This window comes from Natronorubrum thiooxidans, from assembly GCF_900156475.1.
Taxonomy (GTDB): domain Archaea; phylum Halobacteriota; class Halobacteria; order Halobacteriales; family Natrialbaceae; genus Natronorubrum; species Natronorubrum thiooxidans.
Genome location: NZ_FTNR01000003.1, coordinates 1 through 19,085, shown reverse-complemented (window position 1 = coordinate 19,085; position 19,085 = coordinate 1). Strand labels below are relative to the sequence as shown.

Sequence of the window (19,085 nt, the reverse complement as noted above, 5' to 3'; positions counted from 1 at the left end):
CTTACTCCTCGTCTTCGAGGTCGCCTTCCTCGCGCTGGATCGTCTTGATCCGCGCGACGGTGGTGCCCAGTTCGCCGATACGACCTGGGTTCTCCGGTGCACCACCAGCTGCGAGAACGGACTTCTGGTTCAGCAGTTCCGTCTCGAGTTCCTCGAGTTCCTCTGCTCGTTCTGCGGCCGTCATGTCGCGGATCTCTTCGACGTGGAGAATCGCCATCAGGCGTCACCTCCCTCGTCTGCGTCTTCGGCGTCAGCTTCGGCCTCCTCGTCTTCCATCTCGGCGACGAGGTCTTCGGCTTCCGCTTCGACGTCTTCCTCGAGCTCGTCGAGATCCTCCTCGACGGGGGACTCGTCGGGAACGTCGACGGCTTCGTCCTCGGCCTCGACCTCCGCTTCGATGACCTCCTCGACGACGTCTTCGTCGAGGTCAGCCTCGGCATCCGTTTCGGCGTCGGCAGCTTCAGCGTCGGCGTCGGCGTCGGTTGCCTCGGCCGCTTCGGGTTCGCCCTCGAGGAGTTCCTCGACACCCTCGGCCTCGTTGGCCTCAACGGCGTCGGGGACGACTTCTTCGGGGTCCATGTCTTCGTAGACGGCGAAGTCGTCGGGCAGTTCGGCACCTGGCGGGATGATCTTGACGTCGACCCCGATCGTACCGAGTTTCATCACCGCGACGCCCTGGCCGTGGTCGACTACCTCTTCGGCGGGTTCGCCGTTGTGCTTGATGTAGCCACGGTTGAATTTCTCGACGCGCGATCGTGCGCCCGTGACCTTCCCGGAGAGGACGATCTCGGCGCCGAGTGCGCCGGCTTCCATGATCCGGTCGATCGTCGTGTGACCGGCTTTCCGGAAGTACCAGCCACGCTCGAGTGCGTTGGCCAGTCGGTCGGCGACGATGCGTGCGTTCAGGTCGGGTTCTTCGACCTCTTGCACGTCGATCTGTGGGTCCTCGAGGTTGAATTTGTCCTCGAGAGCCGTCGTTACCTTCCGGATGTTCTCGCCACCTTTGCCGATGACCATCCCGGGCTTTTCGGCCTTGAGGACGATCTGGGTTCCCATCGGCGTTTTGGCGACGTCCATGCCACCGTAGCCTGCGCGGCCGAGTTCTTCCTGGAAGAACTCGTCGATCTGTGACCGCTGGAGGCCGTTTTCGATGAACTGGTGTTCGTCAGCCATTAGTTATCTTCCTCGTCGTCCTCGGTTTCTTCGACCACGATTTCGACGTCCACTTGTGGCGTGTTCCAGGCGGATGCACGCCCCATTGCGCGGGGCTTGCGGCCGACCGATTCGCCAACTTTGTGGGCGGCGACGTGGGCGATCTCCATCGATGCGCCGTCGAAGCCCTGGTGGTCCGCGTTGGACTCGACGTTCTCGAGCAAGTCGAGGAACGCTTCCGAGACCTTCTCGGGGTATTTGCCGGCGTCCCAGCCCTCAACGTCGGAGCGGTGACCCGCGCCGGTGTTGTGGGACTTGAACGGGACCGACTGCTTCTGGTCGATTACGTCCTGGAGGTACGCCTGAGCGTTTTCGACGGATCGGCCCTTCAGTTCGCGGGCGACCTCTTTGCTGTGCTTGTGGCTCATGTGACGCTCCCGAAGCATCGCTTTCGCGGTCGCGTCCGGGTCCGCGTCGACTGAGTAGTTGATTCCCATACGGTGATCACTTCAGTGGGACGAACTTCGAGGATCGAGTCGCACCGATACCGGCCTGTCCGTGTTCGACGGATGTCCGGGTCAGCTGGAACTCGCCGAGATAGTGTCCGATCATCTCGGGTTCGACGCGGACGCGCTCGAACGACTGTCCGTTGTAGACCTCGAAGGTCAGGTCAACGAACTCCGGCAGGATCGGCATATCCCGCAGGTGCGTTCGAATCGGCGCGTTCGCCGTCTCTTCCTCGCCTTTCTCGCGGGCCTTCTCGAGTAGCTTCTGCTTCTCGACGGAGAGACCGCGTTTGATACTTCGCCGCTTGCGTGCGGGGAGCAGTTCTGCAACTTCTTCGAGCTCCATTGCCTGCAGCTCGTCGAGCGTGTGGCCGCGGTAAGTAAACTCACCTTCACGGCCGGTTCGGTACTCCTGACTCATTTGTTTCCACCTCGACCGGTGCGTCGGGACGAGATGTCACCGACCTTCCGTCCCGGCGGGGCGTCCCGCGAGACGGACTTGGGTTTGCCGGGGTGCTGGCGGCCACCGCCACCGAACGGGTGGTCGACGGCGTTCATCGCGACACCACGGACGCGAGGGTATTTTGTACCCCGTGCCTTCATCTTGTGATACTTGTTCCCGGCCTTGACGAACGGTTTCTCCGTTCGGCCACCACCAGCGACGACGCCGATGGTTGCACGGCACTGCGGATCGAGGCGCTTGACCTCGCCACTTGGGAGCTGGATGACCGCTGCGTTGCGGTCGTGGGTGATCAGGTCAGCGTTGGTCCCCGAGGCGCGAGCGAATCGACCGCCGTCGCCCTGGTTCGCCTCGACGTTACAGACCGGAACCCCTTCGGGGATCTCCGCAAGCGGGAGCGTGTTGCCGGGCTTGATCTCCGCCGAGACACCGACCTGAATCTCCTCACCGACAGCGATGCCTTCGGGCACGAGGATGAGTCGCTGGTCGCCATCCTCGAACTCGACGGCGGCGATCGGTGCCGAGCGAGCGGGGTCGTGTTCGATATCCACGACCGTCCCGCGAACGACGTCGTCGTCTTCTTCCTTTTTGTGGTCGAGTTTCGCCTTGTAGCGATGGGACGGGGCACGGAACGTCGATGTCCCGCGTCCGCGTCGTTGTCCTTGAATGCGTCGTCCCATTCTTAGAACACCCCGATCCGGGAGGCGACTTCCTGAGCGTCGTCGTCCTCGGCCAGTTTGATCGTCGCTTTCTTCTTGCCTTTCATCGTTACCTGCGTGTTGACGTTAGTGACCGAGATGTCGAAGCGAGCTTCGACTTCGTCGCGAATCTCGGGTTTGGTGGCGTCGGGGTTGACGACGAACTGGAGCTTGTTCTCGTAGTCCATGTCGTTCATCGCCTTCTCCGTGACCAGTGGGTGCTCGATGATCGAGCTCATCGGTCTGCCACCTCCTCGAGTGCGCTTTCGGTCCAGACGGTCAGTCGACCCGGCTGTGCGCCGGGTGCGAGTGCCTCTGCGTTGACCTCCGCAGCCGTCGTGACGTCGGCACCAGCGAGGTTCCGGGCCGCACGAGAGAGGCCGGACTCACTCGAGGTGACGAAGAGGATCGACGTCGGCGTCTTGTACTTCCGGCCACGGGCTTTCCCCTGTCCGGATCGGACGCTTCGACCCTCGTCGGCGCGTTCGATGTCGGCCTCGAGACCGGCGGCCTCGAGGAACGAGACGACTTCCTTCGTCTTCTGAAGGTCCTCGAACTCGTCGTCGACGACGACTGGGAGCTCGGCGTCTGCGTCGAACTCGTGGCCACGGTCGGCGACGAGTTCGGCGTCCGTCGTCGCCGCGATGGCGCTGCGGACGGCCAGTTTCTTTTCTTTCGTGTTGATCGATTCGGACTGGTCTTTCTCGGCCTTTGGCGGGTGGGCCTTGCGTCCTTTGACAGCCTGGGGAACGCGTCGAGCGCGTCCGTCCTGGCGTGGGACGTGGGCCATGCCGCGGCCGCTACCGAACGATTCGGCTGGCGTGCGCTTGCCAGCGAACTCGTCGGCACCGTAGTCCTGCTTTCGGTTTGCCTGGGCGACACGAACGGCGCGGGCGATCAGGTCCGGGCGGTACGTCGTCTCGAAGACCGCCGGGAGCGTAACCGAGCCCGCGTCGTTGCCGTCCAGGTCGCGTACTGTTGCTTCCATGTGTTATCCCTGGTTGGATGCGGTGGAGACGTAGCGCACCTCGGGATCGAGGCGCGGCTGGTCTCCGGGTCGGATCGCCGGGCGGAAGCGTACGAGACGCTTGTTCGGCCCGGGGAGCGAGCCCTTGATCAGCGCGTGCGGTCCATCGACTTCGCCGTAGTTGACGAAGCCACCGTCGACCGTCGCGTCTGCGCCGTCGCCGATGTCGACGAGGCGCTTGTTCAGTTCCGTCCGCTGGTGGTAGCCGGTCTGTCCCTGCTGGGGGACCGTCGAGCGGACACGCGATGGGTTCCAGGGGCCGAGGTTGCCAATGCGGCGACGCCAGCCCTGCCGGGCGTGTTTGCCCTTACGCTTCTGGACGCCCCATCGCTTGACGGGGCCTTGCGTCCCTTTCCCTTTCGTGACGCCGCTTGCGTCGACGTACTCGCCGGCGCGGAACATGTCGTTCATGACGTGTTCGCCACCGTCCTCGACGGTTTCGAGGGCGAAGTCGAGGCGCTCTTCGAGAGAGCCGCCGCCGACGCGCGTTTCCATCACGTCCGGTTTCTTTTTCGGCATCGAGGGAATCTCCCCCGGTACCGTGTGGGTGATGACGCGGACGTCGTCGATGCGTCCTTCCTCGAGGTAGCCACGGAGCTCGTCCGCGGCAGCATCGACGTCGTAATCGTCACCGGGAAGGTCCAGCACACGGTCGAGTTCGGGAGCGAACTCGTCGGTCCAGACCTCAGTTAGCGGCTTCATACCATACGGTGTGTCTTCGTACGCTCGCAGAGCAACGGCGCGCATTGGCGGCGTCTCCACGATCGTCACGGGAACGGTCTCTTCCATTCCCTCGGTCGGCGAGTTCGCTTTGTCGTCGACCATGACAACGTGGGTCATGCCGGCCTTGTAGCCCGCGAAACCCTGGAGCGTCGGCTGTCCGTCGTCGTCCGGCCACGAGTTAAAACGTGGGACCTCGCTGGTCGCACGCTGTCGTGGGCCGAACCCGAGTGAGCCTTTGCGTGGTGCGTTTGGTTGTGGCATTCTATCACTCTTGCAGTGAGAGGGGTGCGAGGGTCGCGAACAGAGCCTCTTCCGTTCGCACGACCTTGCTCCCCTGATTCGGAACCGTATTTAGCCAGAGGTCGAACCCCGGATCGGCTGTGGGTTCGACTCCGTCATCGGTTGTGTCGTCCCCGGTGGACGATTCGGCCGCGTCGCCTTGTCCCGACGACGCGTTGACAACCGATGCCTCGATTCCGAGGATATCCGGCAGCCCTCTCTCGGGCGCACCGAACGCGACGGTTAGCCCGTCACGATCGATGCGTCCGGCCAGCGTCCCGAGCCGCCCGACGGTGAGTTCCTCACCGAATCGAGAGGCTGCGATGCAGACGCCGGCGTCCTCACGGCCGAGAGCTGCGGAAAGGTCCGTCCGCTCGACTGACAGCCCCGGAAGGGGCCTGTCCTCGAGTTTCGCTCGGACCGGTCGTCGCGAAGAGATCCTGACGGTCACGCGCTCCCCCTCGTCGACCTCCATTTTCGGAGGAACGTTGAGGGAGATCGGGTGTTGCAAGCCGCAATTGACCCGGACGCGCCCTTCAGGTCCGACCTCGGTCACGATTCCTTGTCTTGACGACCCCGAACCGGTAGATTCGGAGCCGGTCTGTGACATGGCGCGGAGCGGTGGCAAGACGCCCGCATACTCCAGTTCGTCCCGCATCCCCCACGCCTCGTTTCGGAGGTATGGTGGCGTTGCGGCGTACCGCAAGACGGTGCTTACGAACCCGCCGTCGAATCTGCCTGTTTCGCCTTCCCGATCCGGGTAGACGACCAGGCGATCAGCCCGGAAGATCGTCGCCGCGCGGGCGACGTATCCGAGTTTGCGAGTTGCCTCGCGTTTGTCCTCGGCTTCACGGGTGAGCGACGACGGGACGAGTATGCTGACGGTCATGCCGAAACGCTTCGGCGCCGCGTCACTAGACTGTAGCGATGTGTTGCCGATACCATCGTAAAAGGATAGCGGATTCGATTCCGGCTGTGAACGCCTCACACGTGAGAATTCGGGGCATACAGGTCGTCCAGAATGACGATCCAATGCCGTGACTGGTAAGCCAGCTAGGGTAGTGTATTGCACGTGCGCGAACGAGTGGCCGAGACTCGTGCGGTAGCTACGTGGTACGTCGTGAACACCCACGCTGCTTCCGGTTCGCAACGCTTATACATCCCTCCCGATGTAGATGTAAGTGCGCAACAGGGCGCTGGTAGTGTAGTGGTATCACGTGACCTTGCCATGGTCACAACCTGGGTTCAAATCCCAGCCAGCGCACTTCTGCCGCGAACAAGTCCGTGAGCGGCAGAAATCGGATCTGGATTTGAAGTATGCCGAGGTTCTGTGAGCGAAGCGGGCAGGTTCTCGGAAGTAGTTCAAATCCCAGCCAGCGCACTTCTCTGAACTCAATCCCACGAGCGACCGCGAATGGCGTGTCGCGAGTACGCGATGAATTCAGGAATGCAAACTTGGATTTGAAGCATACTGAGGTTCTGCGAGCGCAGCGAACAGGTTCTCAGGAGCGGTTCAAATCCCAGCCAGCGCATTTCTGTCGCGAACAAGTCCGTGAGGATCGACTGAGTCTCGAGTCTCACGCCTCGAGGACGATCGCAGTGGGACGAGCTGTGATCAGTGTTGACGAGGTACAAGCTGACAATCAGCATTGAGAGGAGTCGCTGAAGCTCAATGCATACCGCATCGCATGAGAGATCTGAAAATCATTGCCGGTGGCCACGGTCGCCGACCGGAGTCAGGGTGTGCGGTTTCCGTTTCGACATTTATAAGTGTGCGTAGCAACTCAGTTCAATTGCACTCGTAACCGAGTGGGTACGCGCTGGTAGTGTAGTGGTATCACGTGACCTTGCCATGGTCACAACCTGGGTTCAAATCCCAGCCAGCGCATTTCTGCCGCGAACAAGTCCGTGAGCGACAGGATTCGATCTGGATTTGAATCTGACTAGTCGCACACAGCGTAGCGAGCACGCTCACGAGCAAAGCAGGTGTGACCGTTTTCAAGACAGTCAAGTCTCGGCCAGCGCAGTAGACAGGCACTCATTCGAGAGCACAGGCAAAATGTATGGCTGCAACAAACCCTTCCCGTAACGTTCAGCGAACGGAGATAATCGCTGTCTTTGAACTATTCGACGATACTACCGTCATATTCGTTTACGAATACCGCCTGCGATTGGCTTTTATACTACGGGAAACTACGGATCGGTAGACGATTGACCCCGCTGACTGCCTATGGAAACTGAATTTTCATCCACCGACGACGCAGACGACGTTCAGTACGATCAAACGAACGATCGCTACGTCTTCCACCACGATATCGACGGTACCGCGACGATTACGACCACGATCGTCCACGCGCTCGCGTCGATCGCAGACACCGACGTCTCACAGGGCGAGTTCTCACTGTACGACAGCGTCGACCCGGATGCACTCGATCGACTCTTCAGAACGAAGGCAGACGGTACCGAACGTACGGGCGGCCACGTCGCCTTTACCGCCCTCGAGTACGAGGTGTACGTCTACGCGAACGGCGACGTCATCATCTACCCACCGACGGACTCGAGTCAGTCACCTCGAACGCACTGATCGGGTGTCCACGTCGTCGGGAGCGTAATCGTCTCGTTTTTCAGCCCCACGAGTCACGACGCCGCGAGCCTCGCTGTTCGCGCTGTTTGGTGTCCCGTTGCGGGGAAACAAGGGTCGGATTTAGGGGCTGTCCCGTCCTCAGTACGAGCCATGACAGTCGTTGCACTACTGAGCGTGGCACCAGTAATCGAGGGGAGTATGTCCGGCGAAGTCGCAAAAGCCGTCGATGCACTCGAGGCATACGACGTCGCCTACGAGACGAATCCGATGGGGACGGTGATCGAGACCGATGACATCGGTGAACTGTTCGCGGCCGCACAGGCGGCCCACGAGGCGGTCGACGGCGACCGTGTGAGCACTGTATTGAAGATCGATGATAAGCGATCGCAAGCGACGACTGCGGCGGAAAAAGTCGACGCCGTCGAGGAGCACCTCGGTCGGCCACCGACCAGCCACGGGGAGTAACGAGCACGACGAGCTGGTTGTCGATCAGAATGGGAGCGGTATCCCACTGGTAGAAGACTCCAGTCGAGGGAGACACTGAGAACAGAACACTCACTTTCCTCGAGTCGACACGGTTGTGTATGGAACAGACAACACTCGAGGTAACCGGGATGGCATGTGACGGCTGTGAGGCGAACGTGACCGAGGCGCTCGAGGCGCTCGACGGCGTCGACTCGGTGACGGCGGACCACGAGGTGGGCGAGGTGTGCATCGAACACGACGAGGCGACGGTTGATGAGACCGCGATCAGCGGAACGATCGAAGACGCGGGCTACGACGTGGCGGCCTGACGGTCGCAGTCGACACGCGAAGACGACAGCGACTGCAGACTCGAACTGACAAACTGTTTTAGGTCGGAGGGTGAATCCTCCGCTATGGAAAGTCTCAATCGGATGGCGATCGAGTTGGTCGACGAAGCTCTCGAGTACGCCGAGGAGTTGAACATCGGCGGCTACGATCTCGAAAACGAGGCGACAGTACTCGACTTCGGTCTCGAATTCGCCGGCGGGATCGAAGCGGGGCTGTTGTTGACGGAGATTCAGACGGCAGGGATGGCGACGCCGAGTCACGACCTCGGCGAACTCGGCGGTGCGCCGATCCCGTACGTCGAACTCTCGACGGACCAACCGGCGCTCTCGCTGCTTTGTTCGCAAAAGGCGGGCTGGGAGCTGACGACCGAGGATTTCGAGGGACTCGGCAGCGGCCCTGCACGGGCATTGGTTGCCGAAGAATCGGAATTTCGCCGCGTCGGCTACACGGACGCGTTCGATCTGACGGCGCTGGCCGTCGAAACCGAACAGGAGCCGACCGAAGCCGCCGCCGAACAGGTCGCCGAACTTGCAGAAGTCGAGACCAGCAGCGTCTTTTTGCTGGCGTACCCGACCGCGAGCCACGTTGGGTCCATTACGAACGCGGCTCGCACGGCCGAACTCGCGACGTTCCGTCTCTCAGAGCTTGGCTACGATCCGCTGGATATCGTGTCCGCAACGGGCCGGGCACCGGTCGCGCCCGTCGCTGGCGACGAGCAGACTGCAATCGCCCGCACGAACGATGCGATCGCCTACGGCGGCACGGCACACCTGACGGTCCGTGAGGACGCAGATATCTTCGAGTCGGTGCCGTCGACGGCCGCCGAGGGCCACGGCCGTCCGTTCGGGGAAATCTTCGACGACCTCGAGTGGGACTTTACGGAGGTTCCGTCGGATCTCTTCGCGCCCGCAAAGGTAACGATCGACGTTATCGGCGGCCCGACGTACGTCTACGGCGAGACGGACGAACAGCTCCTCGTCGAGTCGTTCGACCTGTAAGAAATCGACCGGGCCGGCTCGCGAGCGCTACTCGATCGGATGGACGTCGGTCACCGTCCCGACACCCTTGCTGCGGCCCTCGCGGAAGACGAACTTCTGGCCTTCCTCGACGAGGTACGGACGGAACTTGAACCGGACCGTGGTTTCGCCGGTATCGCCCGGCAGAAGACGGCCGTTTTCGGGGGTGAAGGACGCAGCCTCACCGATCGTCTCGAGGTGGACGACGGGTTCGTACCCCTCGCCGATACGGGTGGGGTGGTTGAGCACCATGACTTCGGCCTCGAACTCCCGGACCGGATCGGGATCCGCATCACGCGGCAAGAGGACCATCCCGCGTTCGATGGCGGTTTCTTTGACGCCCTTGAGCGCGATCCCGACGATTCGACCCGCCTGGGCCTTGTCGACGCGGTGGTAGTGCATCTCGATCGACCGAACTTCGACCTCTTGGAATCGGCCGTCGGGCATTGGACCGAGCAGGAGTTCGTCGCCAGCTTCGACCTCGCCGGACATCACCGTCCCCGAAGCGACCGCGCCGACGCCGGTGACCGAGTAGCTCCGGTCGACGTACATCCGGAACTCGCCGGTGTCCTGAGAAGTCTTTGGCAGGCGATCGAACAGTTCATCGAGCGTCTCGAGGCCGTCCATCGTGATCGCGCTCGTTTCGACGATCGGGACGACGCGCTCGCTGACCTCCTCGACGGCGGCGTCGACGCCGTGGCGAGCGACCCGCAACGGCGACTTGTCGACCTCGCGGAGGAGTCGCTCGACCTCGCGTTCGACCTCCTCGACTCGTTCGTCGGAGACTGCGTCGGTTTTTGTGATCGCGACGATCGTCGGAAGGTCGGTGGCGAGTAAGACACCGAGGTGTTCGCGAGTCGTCCGTGTCGGCCCGTCGTCGGCGGCGACGACGAGCAGGCCGTAGTCGAGTTTCTGGCCGACGAGCCCGCGGATAGTCGTCCGGAGCCACGGCTCGTGGCCGACGGTGTCGACAAACGAGACGAGTCGATCGGCTTCTTCGACGACTGCCGCCCGATCCGCCTTACGGTTCGGGTTTCGGACCCGGATCGGACCGTCATCGTCGAAGCCGTAGACGGCATAGGAAAGGTCTGCCGAGAGTCCGCGTTCGACCTCGTGGGGCTGGACGTCGAGGAAGCTGCGCGTCGCGCCGTCGCCGTCGTCGGGCGTGCCGGTCACGAGCGAGCCGACGAGCGTACTCTTGCCGTGGTCGACGTGGCCCGCCGTGCCGACGACGACGTGTTCATCGTCCGTCTCGAGGACGCCCCCCTCTTGAATCATCGCGATGCCGACGAGCCCACGCCCGGATGACTCCGACGTCCGGTCTGCTTCTGACTCGGCAGCGTCCGAAACCCCGTTGATCCCCCACGTCTGGACGTCGTCGATGTGGGCGTCGGCCTCTTCGGCGAGCAAGGAGAGGACGTCCATCGTCTCGGAGAACGTATCCGGATCGATCCCGGCGAGACCACCGTCGTCCGTGACGCCGACAACGTACGTCGCCTCGCCATCGCCGGAAAGCAGTCGGTGGCGCAGTTGTGCGGCCAGACTTTCCCGTCGTCCACCCTCGAGGTGGACGTCACGTGAGAGTCGCTCCTTGAATTCGACGTTGCCACCGTCCTGTTCGCCACGGTCCAGGGCTCGCTTGAGAAGAGCCCGGTCACGGCTCATACTCCTCGGTAGTGGCTCACATGTCAAAAGCCTTCCCGTGGGTTGGGAACGTAGAACACAGTAGCGGTGACGATTTCGGAACCGAGTCCTCCCGCACGGCCGTCGGACGCAAAGACCACGACGACGCAGTTCCGGCCCCGGTTTCAAGAGACTCGAGCCCCTACTACGAGCATGAGCGTCAGCGGTCTCTGTCAGATCTGTGAGTTACAGCCCGCCGAAGAGCAGTGTCCGAACTGCGGTGCGCTCGTGTGTTCGACCCACTACAACGAAGACAGGGGATTGTGTGCCGACTGCGTCGCGCAGGCGGACCCGGGTCGGCAGTCGGACGACGTGGATATCAATCGGCTCTGACCGTGACGTCCATTCGTGATCTGCTGGGCGAGTCGCTCGCTATCGGCGAGCGGTTTCGGCTCACGCTCGAGGAACGCGACGGCCAACTCGTCGCCGACCATCCGAACGACGCAAGCCCGATGGATATCACTGTCGTCGAAGGTCTCGACCTGCTTGAAGAGCGACCGCCGACCGAACCCGTCGAGATTGAACTCTGCGATCGCGTCGTCGACGGCCGGATCGCGGGTCGCGTCGTTGGGGCGGGCCCCGAATAAACCGACTAATACGGATACGCCTGTCCATCCATATGAGAGCGGAAACGAAGGTCGTCCTCGGAATGCTGGTTGGCGCGGCACTACTTACACTCATCGTGAGCATTCGATTCAGCTCGTTCGGCTGAGACGCAAGACAGATTCCGTTTATATTCGGTACTGGTTCAGCCGTTTCTTCAGGCGCTTTGCGGCCTGGCCGCTGGCCTGTGCGAACTGGTCGCTCCGATCCTCGCCCGCGAAGATGATCCCGCGCGAGGAGTTGACCAGCCCGACACCGTCTGCGAGGCCGTATTCGACTGCGGCTTCGGCATCACCGCCCTGTGCGCCGACGCCGGGAACGAGGAAGGGCAAGTCGGGCACCTGCTCGCGGAGCTGCTCGAGTTCTTCGGGTTTCGTCGCACCGACGACGAGGCCGACGTTGTCGTTGTCGTTCCAGAGATCCGCCAGCGCCGCGACCCGCTCGTAGACGGGTTCGCCGGTCTCGAGTTCGAGATCCTGGAGGTCCGCACCGCCGGGATTCGAGGTCCGACAGAGGATGAAGACGCCCGATTCCTCGTCCTCGAGAAACGGCTGCAGCGAGTCCCGGCCCATGTAGGGGTTGACGGTGATCGCGTCGGCGGTCTCGAGCATCGCGGCGTACTGGCGGGTCGTGTTCCCGATATCGGCTCGTTTCGCGTCGAGTAAGACGGGGACGTCCTTGCCGTGGGCGTAGGCGATCGTTTCCTCGAGCGCCCGCCAGCCGTCGGGGTCCTCGTAGAACGCGGCGTTCGGTTTGTAGACGGCCGCGTGTTCGTGGGTGGCATCGATGATCCGGCGATTAAACGCCCACCGCGGGAGGTCGTGGTCCTGAAGATGGTCGGGAATGCGCGATGGATCGGGATCGAGGCCGACGCTGACGACGCTGTCGACCGTCCGAATGCGGTCGTGCAGCCGATCGAAGAAGTTCATGCGAGCGAGTGGCGTCCCGACGGTCGAAAAGGTTGCTATACTGTCGGCCGACCACCACTGGTCGCGTACCTGTCGTGGAGAGTCTCACCTCTTTCGAGAGGGGAGCCGCGTGAACACAAGTGTCATACTCGAGCACTCGAAAATGAATTCGGCGCACAGCCAACCGAAGACGAGTGAATTCGGCGACTTCGACTCGAGCAGTCGTGGGTCCGATTGACTCCCCCTCCAAATACTTTAGACAGTAACTACTTCGCGAATATAGTCGAAGCCTACTGCATGGCTACTCGAACTAACGGCAAATCTCCCTCGCCGTTCGACCGAATCCGGGAGCGGCTCCGTTCGGCGCTGGTTACTGGCGGCGAAACGACAACGGATGACGCGGTCGTCGATGAGGAGGAGGAGCCGACCGAGGCGTCGGTCGCATCCGGGAACCTCTTTCAGTGCTCGACGTGTGGCACGGTCTATATCGCCGCAGAGAAACACGTCTGTTCGAACTGTGACGTCCCCGTCGAGAAAGTACAAGCAACGCTTCGATCGGCCGCTAACCGTCCTTCCCGGAACGACTGAACCGAGTTTTCGACCGACTGGCAGGCTGTTGGCGTCTGTACTGTTGGTGTGCGATCAGATGTGCGGACAGTCGACAGTCAGGTTTCGAGTATCTCGATCAGGTTCGACTCCGGATCGCGCAGAAACAGGATCGACGTGCCGCTTTCGGTGGTCTGGGGCTCACTGATCGTCGAAACGTCTTCGGGTAAGGCGTCATAGAAGGCCTCGAGGTCGTCCACCGAGAGCCCGACGTGGGTCGCCCCGGGCTGGTTGAGACCAGCGGCCGGCGACCCCCGCGCTTGCGGGTCGTACTCGATGAGTTCGATTCGACAGCCGTCCGCGTCGAGATGGGCGAACTCGCCGCGTGCGTCCTCGACGCCGACGCCCGCCGAAAAGGCCTCGCCACCGACACTGAATCGGGTGAGAACTTCGAGTCCAAGGACGTCCCGATAGAACGGGAGGGTTTCCTCGAGGTCGCTGACGGTGATACCGACGTGGTGGGCGCTTGGCTCGGAATCTGTCATGGCGAGTGGTCGGGCGAGCAGCCACGAAAAACGTTCGACTCCGCTCGAGGCCGGTTCAGCCCTTACACGGGAGTGAGGTGTGGGTACATCACACATAGTTATCGTCTCGGGGATCAACGATCCGATATGACTCGCGTTGCACTCATCGCCCACGACGAAAAGAAGCCGGACCTCATCGAGTTTGCACAGGCACACGAAACGCAGTTGGGTGCGTACGACCTGATCGCAACTGGAACGACCGGCAAACGCCTGATAGAGGCAACCGACCTCGAGATCGAACGCAAGGAGTCGGGACCACTCGGCGGTGACCTGATGATCGGCTCGGAGGTCGCAGCGGGGAAACTCGACGGGATCGTCTTCCTCCGGGATCCGCTACGCGCCCAGCCTCACGAGCCGGATATCTCCGCGCTGTTGCGGATCTGTGATGTCCACGACACGGCACTGGCAACAAACCTCGCCTCCGCGACGTTTCTGATCGAGGGGTTGGCCGACTGAGAGGGATTCTCGTCGACGGTCATCGATGTGCGGCACGGAAACCGAGCCACGGAAACTGCACGTCTAGATAGCGACACCCGGCTGGCTACGAGAATCCCTCTGAACGTCACTGCACATCCGATCGCACGACGGCAGTGCGAGCAGTGTGTATACGGACTGCTGTCGTCACTGACCGCCAATCACCGACCTCGACTGGTGATCGGCGGGAAATCGGTACAGCGGTCGGACAACAGCCAGTGAATGCCCGGGATGAACGGAGTTCAGAGCGGTTCTGTGTGTCATGCCATTTATTAGCCGTGCCTCCAGTCTTTTAGCTATGACAATCTATGAGAGCGACCTCCCCGGCGTCGGGAAAAAGTTCGAGGTCGAACTCGAGGACGGGGAACGACTCGTCATCGTGACGCACAATACAGGAAAACGGGAAGTCTACTTAAAATCGGACCCGGACGCCGACAGCGAGAAGCTGTTCGAAGCGTCCGATCGACTCGCCCGGAAAATCGGCACGATCCTCGAGGGGGCGTACTTCCAGCCGGTACAGACCGATCGAGTGGAGACGATGCTCGCCGACAATACGTTCATCGAGTGGTATGCCGTCACGGATGATGCAGAGATTGCCGGCCAGAGCATCGGCGACGCACGCATTCGTGAGCGCGTCGGCGTCTCGATTATCGCCGTCCAGCGCGACGGCGAACTGATCACGCCGCCGACGCCGGAGACCATCATGAAATCGGGAGATACACTCGTCGTCGTCGGCGAACGCGACGATTGTATCGAGTTCGAAGCGCTGCTTGGAGACGAGGCGTGACCGATCGATGACAGCGTTGCTGGAGGTGACCGAGAGTGGCAGCTGAATCGACCGCACTGATCGATATCGGCGTCCTCTTCGCCGCTGTTGCCCTTGCCGGATTGCTCGCGAACCGAATCAACCAGTCGGTGATCCCGTTTTACATCGTCATCGGTATGCTCCTCGGTGAGTACGTCCTCGGGACGATCGACTTCCCGGCGCTGCTTGGGACAGCGGCCATCCCACACGGCAGCGAGCTCGCGCTCATCGAGACCGACTTTATTTACGTCGGTGCCGAGCTGGGGATCGTCCTCCTGTTGTTCTTCCTCGGCCTCGAGTTCAATCTCGATCGGCTCATCGCGGCCAAAGAGCAGATCGGGAAGGCAGGGACCATCGACCTCGTGGTCAACTTCGGAGCCGGGCTGGTCTTTGGCTACGTTCTCTTCGGCTCGTTCCTCCCGGCCTTTCTCACCGCAGGGATCGTCTACATCTCCTCGAGTGCGATCATCACGAAGTCGTTGATCGATCTGGGTTGGATCGCCAACGACGAGTCGAATCCGATGCTTGGGACACTGGTCTACGAGGATTTGTTTATCGCGGTTTATCTGGCGATCGCGTCGGCGCTCGTCCTCGGCGGCGGTGACGTTGGCGAGGCGCTGGGAGAGATCGGGATCGCGGTCGGCTTCATTATCGTGTTGCTCCTGTTGGTCTATTTGGGGACGGCGTGGTTCCAGCGCAGTCTGGAAACCGACTCCAACGAGTTCGTCGTTCTGCGGGCACTCGGTATTACAGTCCTCGTTTCGGGGGCCGCACTCTCACTTGGGGTCAGTGAAGCCGTGGCCGCGTTCTTCGTGGGAATGGCTTTTTCCTCGACGGATCACGTCCACGACCTGGAAAACCTGCTCGAGCCGCTTCGTGATACCTTTGCGGCCGTGTTCTTCTTTTGGATTGGTCTCATCACCGATCCGGCCCTGTTTCTCGACGTGGTGTGGCTCATCGCGGCCGCCGTTCTGCTGACGACTCCGACGAAACTGATCAGTGGCTATCTCGGCGGCCGGATCTACGACCTTGACGAACGCCGGTCGCTCCGGGTTGGACTTGGGATGGTCACCCGCGGCGAGTTCTCGCTGATTATTGCGAGTATCGCACTCGCCGGGGCCGGCATCGGGCTCGCCGAAGGCGTCGCGGACGATATTTACGCCTTCGCCGTCGGCTACGTCCTGTTCATGAGCATCCTCGGGACCACGCTCATGCAGTACTCGAGCGCGATTGAGTCCACCGTCGTCCCGCTGCTCGAGCGCGACAGCGAGCCGTCGGCCCAGCCAAGCGACGACTGAGACGGACTGCTGTAACGTTTTCCCGGCGCGACTGCAAGACGACTCTCGGTCGTACCGACCCTGACTGACAGAAGTCCGTCCGACGGGCACCCGTCACCCGTGCAATTTTTGAGCCGGCTTTCGGGAAGGTTTTGACGCCGTCGAAAAGGGATAGCTTCAACCGTCTCGAGCCCCCCGTGAACGATATGCCACGGGCGGTCGTCTTCGACCTCGATTACACGCTTGCCGTGCCCACACGGGACCGAACCACGATTCTCCAGGAGGCAGCCGCCACCGCCGGTGCGCCGACGCTGACACGCGAGGCGTATCTCGAGGCCCACCGGCGCAATCTCACCCGCGAGACGCGAGAACCCATTTTCGCCGACTTACTCGAGGGGCGGGAGACCGATGTCGATCCGGCCGCCGTCGCCGACGCCTACCGTCGGACGATCGCCGAGACGCTCGAGCCGTTACCCGGCGTCGAAGCCATGCTCGAGGACCTCAAAGGAGAGTACCGCGTCGGGCTGCTCACCAACGGCCCCGTCCGCGCCCAGCGCGACAAACTCGCGACGCTCGGCTGGGAACGGGCGTTCGACGCCGCGCTCGTGACCGGCGAACTCGAGGCCGGCAAACCCGACCACCGTGCGTTCGACGCGATCGTCGGCGAACTGGACGTCGACCACGACGAGACCGTCTACGTCGGCGACGAAGTCGAGGCGGACATCCACGGCGCAACGAACGCCGGCCTCGAGGCCGTCCAGGTGCTCCTCGAGGACGGTCCCGACCCCGATCCGCGGGCCACCGCCCACGTCGAGCAGGCGACTGTCGGAACGGCAGTCCCGGACGTCGTTGCTGAACTGAACGGTCTGTAGCGTCTCACTCCGTGTTCGAGGCCGCTGACTACTCGCTCGAGTCGCTCGAGTCCGTCTGAACCGATCGACAGACAGCCTGTACCACGTCCGTCCCGCGTTTGACGCCCGCGCCGTGTTCGATGAAGACGAGCGTTCGGGGTGGCTCGGTTGCTTTCGGTCGCACGCGCAAGTCACACTCGTCGGCTGTCTCGGCTGCGACGTCCTGTCCGGCCTCGAACTCGAGGCGGGCCCGGTCGTCGTGGACGAACACCCGTGCGATTCGCTCGTCGGAAAACGTGACGTCGTATGCGCGCTCGCCCTCGACCGTCGGCTCGACGTCGCGGTCGGCGTTGGTGACGCGAACCGATTCGAGTATCCCGTCCGATCGGCCGTCGAGTTCAGAGGCAAGCAGTTCGGCGATCCGGCGGCCGTCGGTGATCCGTTCCTCGACCATACGCGTGGTCGGGCGGCGAGAAACTAACGCCCTTCGGCTTGCCCGTCATCGAAAAGCGTCGAGCGCGCGACGGGGAGCAGGTCGGCGACATCGACGCCCTCGCGTCGGGCGTAGACGACGGCGGCGACCTCGATCGTCAATCCGAGTTCCTGTTGCAGCGTGTTGATCGCGCCGACGGCTTCGTGTTTCTCGACGCCCTCGGCGACGAGCGTGTCGAGGACGCGTTCGAACGCGGAGCGTTCCTGCAGGATGTCTTCGTCGGGGACGAACTCCTCGGGGACCGTCACCTCGGCGGTATCGAACGTGACCTCGAGGCCGCCGTCGACCCGCTCGAGGAGCCCCTCCTGTGTCGCGATGTCGAGCAGACGTTTGGACTGGTCGGGCGAAAACCAGTCACGATCGAGCGAGAGTGCAACGACGAACTCGTTTTCCTGCAGGCGCTGGGTCCCGTTCTGGATGAACGGCGCAGCGACGGCGACGCGAAGGCTCATCGAATGTGCATCACCGGAACGACAAAATAACGGTGGCGGTTCGACTCGAGTGAGAGTTCCGCAAAAATCGAACCAGTGTGTTCGTTAGTCCGAGGCGCGGCCGCCGCCGGCGTTGCGGTTGGCTCGGGATGGTGGCGGGAACTGGCCCGTGGCCGGCTCCGGTTTCTCCGGGAGGACACAGCGGTTGGGTTCCCGGTTGACGTGCTGGTAGCGGTCGGGTGTGTTCGCGAGCGGATGGGCGGGGTTCTGGTCGCTATCGATACGCGCGGCTCGGACCTCCCCGAAGCCGTTGAGTCGTGCTTGAATACCACGCCAGTGATAGCGTGTCGCAGTCGGGATGGAGACGGGACGCGGTGGCTTCCCGTCGGGGTGGTTCGTCGCGAGGATCGCGCTGTTGACGTTGCTGGCGAGTTCGTCGTGATCGATGAGCACACCGACGCGGGCGTCTCGTGGGACACGAGCGGCCAGGACGTCGAGTCCGAGATGCAGCGCCCGATACTCGGCGACGTTGTTGTCAGGCGGCGTATCCGTGGTCGCGACGCGGGCGACACGGGTGCCGTCGCGTGTTTCAATGACAGCGCCCAGCCCACCGCCTGACTCCCGAAACGACCCATCGGTAGCGACGTAGAAGTCACGATGATGGGTCCGTGGGGGGTGGGCGATGTGCGGTGTGGGCGACTCGTCGAACAGGTCCCGCAGTGCGGACCGGCCGTGAGCGGCCATACACATACTACGCTATGAGGATAACTTAAGTTTGTGGGCAGAATCAAATCTTGTGAATGACTAGCGTGCTATCTCCAATAGGATTTGAAATACACATTGTGCAAAATAAACTGATATTGTGGAAATCGTTGACATACATCAGCAATTATAAATAGGGCGTTCGCATCCGTCTTTAGTTAGGCGCAAAACCGAACGATAGCGGCGGCTTATCGGGGATTCTTTTCGGAAGGAATGAGGAGGTGTTAGCTGTGCACACCAAAACCTCCTCACACGATATTGAACGTCGTCTCACTAACTTCCTTCCATCTGAAGCGCTCGAAGACCACGCCGATGCCGTCGGCGTGGTCGAGCGTGACCGGAAGCTGCAGATTCCACCGCTCGTCTGGTCATTTGCGTTCGGCTTCGCCGGCGGCGCAAGCCGAACGCTC

General features: G+C 62.1%; 26 protein-coding genes, 2 tRNA genes and 1 pseudogene. 14 read left to right on the top strand and 15 right to left on the bottom strand.

The window, feature by feature from the left end; all coding sequences use genetic code 11:
* Nucleotide 1 precedes the first annotated feature (1 nt).
* The 9 genes from rpmC to BW940_RS05270 are packed head-to-tail and all read right to left on the bottom strand — an operon-like array spanning nucleotide 2 to nucleotide 5,734.
* The gene (gene rpmC / locus BW940_RS05310) at nucleotides 2-217 is read right to left on the bottom strand and encodes a 50S ribosomal protein L29 (RefSeq protein ID WP_076608167.1); all 216 of its coding nucleotides are present in this window, start codon (nucleotides 215-217) and stop codon (nucleotides 2-4) included.
* The gene (locus BW940_RS05305) at nucleotides 217-1,173 is read right to left on the bottom strand and encodes a 30S ribosomal protein S3 (RefSeq protein ID WP_076608166.1); all 957 of its coding nucleotides are present in this window, start codon (nucleotides 1,171-1,173) and stop codon (nucleotides 217-219) included. Before BW940_RS05305 ends, rpmC begins: the two co-directional genes overlap by 1 nt.
* Nucleotides 1,173-1,649 carry a 50S ribosomal protein L22 gene (locus tag BW940_RS05300; RefSeq protein ID WP_076608165.1) on the bottom strand — a complete coding sequence of 159 codons (477 nt, stop codon included), beginning with the start codon at nucleotides 1,647-1,649 and terminating at the stop codon, nucleotides 1,173-1,175. Before BW940_RS05300 ends, BW940_RS05305 begins: the two co-directional genes overlap by 1 nt.
* Nucleotides 1,650-1,656: 7 nt before the next feature.
* Nucleotides 1,657-2,079, bottom strand: a complete 423-nt coding sequence (locus BW940_RS05295) for a 30S ribosomal protein S19 (protein WP_076608164.1) — start codon at nucleotides 2,077-2,079, stop codon at nucleotides 1,657-1,659.
* Complete coding sequence (locus tag BW940_RS05290; RefSeq protein ID WP_076608163.1) at nucleotides 2,076-2,798, bottom strand: 50S ribosomal protein L2; 723 nt, start codon at nucleotides 2,796-2,798, stop codon at nucleotides 2,076-2,078. Before BW940_RS05290 ends, BW940_RS05295 begins: the two co-directional genes overlap by 4 nt.
* Nucleotides 2,799-2,800: 2 nt before the next feature.
* Nucleotides 2,801-3,055: a 50S ribosomal protein L23 gene (locus tag BW940_RS05285; RefSeq protein ID WP_076608162.1), complete on the bottom strand. Its 255-nt coding sequence runs from the start codon at nucleotides 3,053-3,055 to the stop codon at nucleotides 2,801-2,803.
* Nucleotides 3,052-3,804 carry a 50S ribosomal protein L4 gene (gene rpl4p, locus BW940_RS05280; RefSeq protein ID WP_076608161.1) on the bottom strand — a complete coding sequence of 251 codons (753 nt, stop codon included), beginning with the start codon at nucleotides 3,802-3,804 and terminating at the stop codon, nucleotides 3,052-3,054. The genes BW940_RS05285 and rpl4p overlap by 4 nt, the downstream gene beginning before the upstream one ends.
* Nucleotides 3,805-3,807: 3 nt before the next feature.
* Entirely contained in the window at nucleotides 3,808-4,827 is a 1,020-nt protein-coding gene (locus BW940_RS05275; RefSeq protein ID WP_076608160.1) for a 50S ribosomal protein L3, read from the bottom strand.
* 4 nt (nucleotides 4,828-4,831) lie between these two features.
* A complete protein-coding gene (locus BW940_RS05270; protein WP_076608159.1) occupies nucleotides 4,832-5,734 on the bottom strand; it encodes a putative RNA uridine N3 methyltransferase in 903 nt (300 codons plus the stop codon).
* A 304-nt stretch (nucleotides 5,735-6,038) separates the two neighbouring features.
* Between BW940_RS05270 and BW940_RS05265 the strand changes: the two genes are divergently transcribed.
* The 6 genes from BW940_RS05265 to mch all read left to right on the top strand — a co-directional run bounded on the left by BW940_RS05265 (nucleotide 6,039) and on the right by mch (nucleotide 9,240).
* Nucleotides 6,039-6,109: transfer RNA gene (locus BW940_RS05265), tRNA-Gly, on the top strand.
* Nucleotides 6,110-6,662: 553 nt separating this feature from the next.
* Nucleotides 6,663-6,733 (top strand) — tRNA-Gly (locus BW940_RS05260).
* A gap of 342 nt (nucleotides 6,734-7,075) precedes the next feature.
* Nucleotides 7,076-7,429 carry a HalOD1 output domain-containing protein gene (locus BW940_RS05255; protein ID WP_076608158.1) on the top strand — a complete coding sequence of 118 codons (354 nt, stop codon included), beginning with the start codon at nucleotides 7,076-7,078 and terminating at the stop codon, nucleotides 7,427-7,429.
* 150 nt (nucleotides 7,430-7,579) lie between these two features.
* Nucleotides 7,580-7,894 carry an MTH1187 family thiamine-binding protein gene (locus BW940_RS05250; RefSeq protein ID WP_076608157.1) on the top strand — a complete coding sequence of 105 codons (315 nt, stop codon included), beginning with the start codon at nucleotides 7,580-7,582 and terminating at the stop codon, nucleotides 7,892-7,894.
* Nucleotides 7,895-8,013: 119 nt separating this feature from the next.
* Nucleotides 8,014-8,223 (top strand): heavy-metal-associated domain-containing protein, encoded by a 210-nt coding sequence (locus tag BW940_RS05245; RefSeq protein ID WP_076608156.1) that lies wholly within the window; start codon nucleotides 8,014-8,016, stop codon nucleotides 8,221-8,223.
* An 84-nt stretch (nucleotides 8,224-8,307) separates the two neighbouring features.
* Nucleotides 8,308-9,240 (top strand): methenyltetrahydromethanopterin cyclohydrolase, encoded by a 933-nt coding sequence (mch, locus tag BW940_RS05240; RefSeq protein WP_076608155.1) that lies wholly within the window; start codon nucleotides 8,308-8,310, stop codon nucleotides 9,238-9,240.
* A 27-nt stretch (nucleotides 9,241-9,267) separates the two neighbouring features.
* Here mch and BW940_RS05235 read toward each other — a convergent pair whose 3' ends face one another.
* On the bottom strand, nucleotides 9,268-10,923 hold the full coding sequence (locus BW940_RS05235; protein WP_076608154.1) for a GTPBP1 family GTP-binding protein: 1,656 nt from the start codon (nucleotides 10,921-10,923) through the stop codon (nucleotides 9,268-9,270).
* 171 nt (nucleotides 10,924-11,094) lie between these two features.
* On the opposite strand from BW940_RS05235, the gene BW940_RS05230 reads away from it, so the two are divergent.
* Together BW940_RS05230 and BW940_RS05225 are read left to right on the top strand one after the other, a co-directional pair.
* Nucleotides 11,095-11,274 (top strand): hypothetical protein, encoded by a 180-nt coding sequence (locus BW940_RS05230; protein WP_076608153.1) that lies wholly within the window; start codon nucleotides 11,095-11,097, stop codon nucleotides 11,272-11,274.
* A gap of 2 nt (nucleotides 11,275-11,276) precedes the next feature.
* Complete coding sequence (locus BW940_RS05225) at nucleotides 11,277-11,528, top strand: hypothetical protein (protein ID WP_076608152.1); 252 nt, start codon at nucleotides 11,277-11,279, stop codon at nucleotides 11,526-11,528.
* 144 nt (nucleotides 11,529-11,672) lie between these two features.
* Here BW940_RS05225 and pyrF read toward each other — a convergent pair whose 3' ends face one another.
* Nucleotides 11,673-12,473, bottom strand: coding sequence for an orotidine-5'-phosphate decarboxylase (gene pyrF, locus BW940_RS05220; RefSeq protein WP_076608151.1), 801 nt, complete (start codon nucleotides 12,471-12,473; stop codon nucleotides 11,673-11,675).
* Nucleotides 12,474-12,749: 276 nt separating this feature from the next.
* On the opposite strand from pyrF, the gene BW940_RS05210 reads away from it, so the two are divergent.
* Nucleotides 12,750-13,040, top strand: coding sequence for a hypothetical protein (locus BW940_RS05210; protein ID WP_076608149.1), 291 nt, complete (start codon nucleotides 12,750-12,752; stop codon nucleotides 13,038-13,040).
* A gap of 77 nt (nucleotides 13,041-13,117) precedes the next feature.
* Here BW940_RS05210 and BW940_RS05205 read toward each other — a convergent pair whose 3' ends face one another.
* Nucleotides 13,118-13,543 (bottom strand): VOC family protein, encoded by a 426-nt coding sequence (locus tag BW940_RS05205; protein ID WP_076608148.1) that lies wholly within the window; start codon nucleotides 13,541-13,543, stop codon nucleotides 13,118-13,120.
* 126 nt (nucleotides 13,544-13,669) lie between these two features.
* Here BW940_RS05205 and BW940_RS05200 point away from each other — a divergent pair, with 126 nt between their 5' ends.
* The 4 genes from BW940_RS05200 to BW940_RS05185 all read left to right on the top strand — a co-directional run bounded on the left by BW940_RS05200 (nucleotide 13,670) and on the right by BW940_RS05185 (nucleotide 17,010).
* A complete protein-coding gene (locus BW940_RS05200) occupies nucleotides 13,670-14,038 on the top strand; it encodes a methylglyoxal synthase (RefSeq protein WP_076608147.1) in 369 nt (122 codons plus the stop codon).
* A 316-nt stretch (nucleotides 14,039-14,354) separates the two neighbouring features.
* Nucleotides 14,355-14,843: a cation:proton antiporter regulatory subunit gene (locus BW940_RS05195; protein WP_076608146.1), complete on the top strand. Its 489-nt coding sequence runs from the start codon at nucleotides 14,355-14,357 to the stop codon at nucleotides 14,841-14,843.
* 35 nt (nucleotides 14,844-14,878) lie between these two features.
* Nucleotides 14,879-16,159: a cation:proton antiporter gene (locus BW940_RS05190; RefSeq protein WP_076608145.1), complete on the top strand. Its 1,281-nt coding sequence runs from the start codon at nucleotides 14,879-14,881 to the stop codon at nucleotides 16,157-16,159.
* Between the two features lie 185 nt (nucleotides 16,160-16,344).
* On the top strand, nucleotides 16,345-17,010 hold the full coding sequence (locus BW940_RS05185; protein ID WP_076608144.1) for an HAD family hydrolase: 666 nt from the start codon (nucleotides 16,345-16,347) through the stop codon (nucleotides 17,008-17,010).
* A 28-nt stretch (nucleotides 17,011-17,038) separates the two neighbouring features.
* Here BW940_RS05185 and BW940_RS05180 read toward each other — a convergent pair whose 3' ends face one another.
* The 3 genes from BW940_RS05180 to BW940_RS05170 form a co-directional block, all read right to left on the bottom strand.
* On the bottom strand, nucleotides 17,039-17,443 hold the full coding sequence (locus BW940_RS05180; protein ID WP_076608143.1) for a hypothetical protein: 405 nt from the start codon (nucleotides 17,441-17,443) through the stop codon (nucleotides 17,039-17,041).
* A gap of 23 nt (nucleotides 17,444-17,466) precedes the next feature.
* Entirely contained in the window at nucleotides 17,467-17,934 is a 468-nt protein-coding gene (locus BW940_RS05175) for a DUF2240 family protein (protein WP_076608142.1), read from the bottom strand.
* An 84-nt stretch (nucleotides 17,935-18,018) separates the two neighbouring features.
* Nucleotides 18,019-18,657 carry a ribonuclease H family protein gene (locus tag BW940_RS05170; RefSeq protein ID WP_076608141.1) on the bottom strand — a complete coding sequence of 213 codons (639 nt, stop codon included), beginning with the start codon at nucleotides 18,655-18,657 and terminating at the stop codon, nucleotides 18,019-18,021.
* 275 nt (nucleotides 18,658-18,932) lie between these two features.
* Between BW940_RS05170 and BW940_RS05165 the strand changes: the two are divergent.
* Nucleotides 18,933-19,085: pseudogene (locus BW940_RS05165) on the top strand (IS4 family transposase); the annotation flags it as partial.